7 protein-coding genes are annotated in these 4993 nt (G+C 62.8%); 6 read left to right on the plus strand and 1 reads right to left on the minus strand.

Annotated features, from left to right (window positions below):
* From AC1D1P_RS14015 to tadA, 5 genes are all read left to right on the plus strand, one after another.
* Positions 1-173 (plus strand): GMP synthase (glutamine-hydrolyzing) (locus AC1D1P_RS14015; RefSeq protein WP_477673412.1); only part of this gene is annotated, 173 nt, incomplete at its 5' end.
* Positions 174-193: 20 nt separating this feature from the next.
* A complete protein-coding gene (locus AC1D1P_RS14020) occupies positions 194-778 on the plus strand; it encodes a 2'-5' RNA ligase family protein (RefSeq protein WP_477673407.1) in 585 nt (194 codons plus the stop codon).
* Positions 779-858: 80 nt separating this feature from the next.
* Positions 859-1497 (plus strand): FMN-binding negative transcriptional regulator, encoded by a 639-nt coding sequence (locus AC1D1P_RS14025; RefSeq protein ID WP_477673413.1) that lies wholly within the window; start codon positions 859-861, stop codon positions 1495-1497.
* Position 1498: 1 nt separating this feature from the next.
* On the plus strand, positions 1499-1726 hold the full coding sequence (locus AC1D1P_RS14030) for a hypothetical protein (protein WP_477673408.1): 228 nt from the start codon (positions 1499-1501) through the stop codon (positions 1724-1726).
* Positions 1727-1790: 64 nt separating this feature from the next.
* Entirely contained in the window at positions 1791-3194 is a 1404-nt protein-coding gene (gene tadA / locus AC1D1P_RS14035; protein WP_477673409.1) for a tRNA adenosine(34) deaminase TadA, read from the plus strand.
* On the opposite strand, the gene AC1D1P_RS14040 is transcribed toward tadA, so the two are convergent.
* Positions 3178-3786, minus strand: coding sequence for a trimeric intracellular cation channel family protein (locus AC1D1P_RS14040; RefSeq protein ID WP_477673410.1), 609 nt, complete (start codon positions 3784-3786; stop codon positions 3178-3180). The two genes, tadA and AC1D1P_RS14040, sit on opposite strands and share 17 nt — an antisense overlap.
* Positions 3787-3863: 77 nt before the next feature.
* On the opposite strand from AC1D1P_RS14040, the gene AC1D1P_RS14045 reads away from it, so the two are divergent.
* Positions 3864-4808: an LD-carboxypeptidase gene (locus AC1D1P_RS14045; protein WP_477673411.1), complete on the plus strand. Its 945-nt coding sequence runs from the start codon at positions 3864-3866 to the stop codon at positions 4806-4808.
* Positions 4809-4993: the final 185 nt, after the last annotated feature.

Genomic DNA, 4993 nt, shown 5'->3' on the forward strand with positions numbered 1-4993 from the left:
TGGTGGCCCTGCGCGCGGTGCAAACCAGCGACTTCATGACGGCCGACTGGGCCGAGTTGCCCTACGCGTTGCTCAAAAAGGTCTCGGGCCGCATCATCAACGAAGTGCGGGGCATCAACCGCGTGACCTATGACGTCAGCAGCAAGCCGCCAGCGACGATTGAGTGGGAATGACTGGAGTAGAGGCCTGAGCCATGCCCGGGCAATCCGCTTTACCCGGCTTTGACGATGCGCCGGCACCGACGGACCGGCTGTTTTTCGCGCTCTTTCCTGATGCTGAGACCGCTGAGCGCATTGCGCAGTGTGCCCGGCAATTGCGCACAGAACACGGTCTGCATGGAACGCCGCTGAAAACCGAACGTTTTCACATCACGCTGCATCATCTGGGCGATTACGTCGGCCTGCCCCAGGGGGTCGTCGAGATGGCAAGCCGGGCCGCTGCAGCGGTCGAGGCGGCACCGTTTTCTGTCACCTTTAACCGGGCCACGAGTTTCGCCAGTTCTCCGCGCAACCGGCCTTTTGTCCTGCGCGGTGACGCCGGCCTTGCCGACCTGATGGCGTTCCAGCGGGCGCTGGGCATTGAGATGACCAAGGCTGGGCTGGGGCGCTGGGCGAAACCGGCCTACACGCCCCATGTCACCTTGCTCTATGACGACCGCGCGGTGGCCGAACAAGCGGTTGAGCCCATCACCTGGACGGCCGGCGAGTTTGTCCTTGTGCGCAGCCTGATCGGCCAGACGCTGCACGTTGCACTGGTCCGCTGGCCATTGCGCCCCTGAGCCCACGGGAACGGATTCCGGGGAAATTTCCGACGGGTCAAGCCGCCGCCAAATCCAGTTTTTGGCCTATGCTTCAGSCCATGTACATGCCGCCCCAATTCAAAGGCGACCGCGCAAAGGCTGCGGCGCTGATCCAGGAACACCCCTTTGCCAGCTTGATCAGTGTCGATGAGGCCGGTCTTCCGTATGTCACGCATTTGCCGCTGCATCTGGAAGATCGCGGCGATCAGCTGGTGCTGCTGGGCCATGTGGCCAAGCCCAATGCGCACTGGCGCTACCTGCAGACACGACCGCAGGCCGTGGCTACGTTTCTCGGGCCTCACGCCTACCTGTCGCCCAAGGTCTACCCGGACCTGGCGCGGGTGCCGACCTGGAACTATCTGGCCGTGCATTGCACCGTCCAGGCCACGCTGATCGAAGATCCCCTGGCAAAAGACCGCCTGCTTAAAAAGCTGATTGGCGACCATGAGCCACCTTACGCCGAGCAATGGCGTGGTCTGGGCGAAGAGTTTGCCCACAAGATGCTGGCCGGCATTGTGGCTTTTGAATTGCAGGTGACCGATCTTCAGTGCAAGGTCAAGATCAACCAGCACAGGCCCGAGTCCCACGCGGCGATGAAGGCCATGTACGCCGCCGGAAACGAAAACGAGCGCGGTCTGGCCAACTGGATGGCCCGCCTGGGCATTGCCGGCCCAAGCAACACATCAACGGAGGCTTGAAATGCGCGCCATGTTCAGCATCGTGAGCCTGTTGGTCGTGTTGGCCATCGTGGGGTTCCTGGTCAAGAAGCAGTTGGGCAGCCAGCTGGCCAGCCCACCGGCGGCTGGCGTGCCCGCAGTCTCTGGCGGCGCCACGCCGCAAGAACAAAGCCGGCAAGTGCAGCAGCAGGTCAAACAGTCCGTGGAAAGCCTGATGCAGCAGCCCCGGCCGTCGCAGGACGACAAGTAATTTAAGAGGAAAAAGGCTGTAGCCATTGCAGGACGAGCGCAAGCAGCTATTAAAATAATAGCAAATGAATGACATCTCCTTCATGCAGCAGGCGCTTGCGCAGGCCCGCCAGGCAGCCGCGTCGGGTGAAGTGCCTGTGGGCGCGGTGGTGGTGCGGCGTGGCGAGGTCATTGCCACAGGCCGTAACGCCCCGGTGGACGGGCACGACCCGACGGCCCACGCCGAGATCGTGGCGTTGCGTGCGGCGGCTCAGGCGCTGGGTAACTACAGGCTGGACGATTGCGAACTGTTTGTCACGCTGGAACCCTGCGCCATGTGCAGCGGCGCCATGCTGCATGCCCGGCTCAAACGCGTGGTGTTTGGCGCGACCGACCCGAAGACCGGCGCCGCCGGTTCGGTCATCGACCTGTTTGCCGAGTCCCGGCTGAACCACCAGACCCAACTGCAGGGCGGGGTGCTGGCTGCGGAATGCAGCGCACTGCTGCAGGAGTTCTTTCGCCGGCGCAGGGATGAGCAGCGCGAGGCATCGCGGCTGGCCCATCCGCTGCGCGAGGATGCATTGCGCACGCCCGACGCCGCGTTTGATGCCCTGCCGGGCTATCCCTGGCCGCCCCGTTATGTGAGCGACCTGCCGGCGCTGCAGGGGCTGCGCATGCATTACCTCGACGAAGGCGGCGGTGAGAACAAAGTGGGGGGAGGCGGCCTGACCTTTCTGTGCCTGCACGGCAACCCGGCCTGGAGCTACCTCTATCGCAAGATGATCCCGCCGCTGCTGCAGGCCGGGCACCGCGTTGTAGCTCCGGACATGGTCGGGTTTGGCAAAAGCGACAAGCCCAAGAAGGACAGCTTTCATAGCTTCACCGCCCATCGCCAGATACTGCTCGAGTTGGTAGAAAAACTGGATCTGCAGAACGTCGTGCTTGTGGTGCAGGACTGGGGCGGTTTGCTGGGCCTGACGCTGCCGATGGTCGTGCCGCATCGCTACAAAGGCCTGCTGGTCATGAGCACCATGCTGGGCACCGGGGATGCTCCCTTGCCTGCAGGCTTTGTGGCCTGGCGCGAGATGTGCGCCAGGAACCCCGGGTTTGATGTGGCGCGCCTTTTTGCGCGTGGCAATCCGCAGATGAGTCCCGCAGAGTGCGCGGCCTACAACGCGCCGTTTCCGGACAAAGGTCATCGCGCCGCGCTGCGCGCGTTCCCGCCCATGGTGCCGGATGCACCTGATGCCGACGGCGCCGCCATTTCACGCCTGGCGCGCGCCTTCTGGCACAACGACTGGACCGGCCGGACCTTGATGGTGGTGGGTGCGCAGGACCCGGTGCTGGGCCCGCCCGTCATGAAGGAGCTGCAAGCCCTGATCCGCGGTTGCGGCGAGCCCTTGATGCTGCCGCGGGCCGGCCACTTTGTGCAAGAGCACGGTGAGCCGATTGCGCAGCAAGCAGTGCGGTTTTTCAGTCCGCCAGCTTGAAGACCGGTAAATGCCAGCCCAGGAAGATGGCGCTCAGCCGCAGCGCCGCCACGGCCACCAGCCCAATGCCGAACGCCCAGGAGGGTCTCAGGCCCAAGGTCTTCAGAGCCAGGTACAGCACAATTCCGGCAATCGCCGCGCTGGCATAAATGTCCTGTCGCAGCAGCAGGGGGATCTGGTTGCTGCAGATGTCGCGCATCACGCCGCCGGCCACACCGGTCATGGTGCCCATCAACACCACGATGATGGGCGACAGCCGCGCTGCCTCGGCCAGCTGCGCACCTGAAAGGGCAAACAGGGCCAGGCCGAAGGCATCGGCCACCAGCAGGGCCTGCGCAGGAATCGGCAGGAGCTGTACATACAGCACTGTGCCCAGTGCCGCCGCGCAGATCACCAGCAGGTAGGTGGGGTTGGCCATCCAGAACACCGGGTGCCGGTTCATCAGCAAGTCCCGCAGGGTGCCTCCGCCGATGGCCGTCAGCGAGGCCAGGACCAGCACGCCCAGCAAATCAAGCTGCAGGCGTCCTGCCGCCAGTGCGCCACTCACTGAAAACACGGCAACGCCGAAGAGGTCAAGCAGGTAAAGGAACATGGTTGACCCGTTTATACCTGCTGCTATCCGCGGCAGGGAAGGGGCGAAGGTCTTCGCGGGATGGGATACTTGCATCCGTGAAAAAACATATCTACATCTATTCCCCTTCCAGCGCGGTGCGCGACAAAGCAGCTTTCAAGCGTGGCGTGAAGCGCCTCGAGTCCCAGGGGCATGAAGTTGAAATCGATACCGATGCACTGGCGCAGCATCAGCGTTTTGCCGGCGACGACGAAACCCGGCTTGCCTCTATTCACCGTGCGGCAGCCAGTGGGGCCGACATCGCCCTGATCTCCCGCGGCGGCTACGGCCTCACCCGCATCCTGCCGAAGATCAACTACAAGGCGGTCGCCAAAGCTGCTGCCGGAGGCACGCGTTTTGTGGGCCTGAGCGACTTCACGGCCTTTCAGATGGCCATGCTGGCCAAAACCGGCGCGATGACCTGGGCGGGCCCCTCGCTGGACGACTTTGGCGCGGAAGCACCTGACGACATCATGGAAGCCTGCTTTGACGACCTGATCACGGGGCAGGGTGAAGGCACCGGCTGGCAGCTGCCCAAGTTTGCTATGAATTTAATAGCTGCTTCCGCCCGTGGTGAAAAGGCTGGAGCCGGATTCACCATTAAAGACGCGGTATTCTGGGGTGGTAACCTCGCCATCCTGTCTGCGCTGGTGGGAACGCCTTATCTGCCGGCCGTCAAAGGCGGCATCCTGTTTGTTGAGGATGTCGGCGAACACCCTTATCGGGTGGAGCGCATGCTCACGCAGCTGTTGCAAGCCGGCATTCTGGCGCAGCAGAAGGCGATCGTTTTTGGCCAGTTCACCAACTACAAGCTGGCGCCGAACGACAAGGGCTTCAAGCTGGATACCGTCATTGCCTGGCTTCAGGGTCAGGTGAAGGCACGCGTCTTGACCGGCCTGCCGTTCGGCCACGTGCCAACCAAGGTCCTGCTGCCTGTGGGCTGCAAAACTACCCTGGTGGTAGAAGACCGGGATGCTTTCCTGCTCTGGGGCCATCAGCACTAGCCGACGTTAAAACGCCGGCCCCCGCTGAGCCTGTCTGCCGGTGGCGGTGTTCAGGGCAAAAAAAAACCAGCACGAAGCTGGTTTAAAAATAGCCTTGGAGGCCAGGAAGAAAACGGAAAAAACAGGCGGAAAAAGCGAAAAAACTGAAAGCTGGAAGGTCAGGTTGTCAGGGGGCTGGACCGGGA

It is taken from the genome of Polaromonas sp. P1_E1_2 (genome assembly GCF_056406035.1).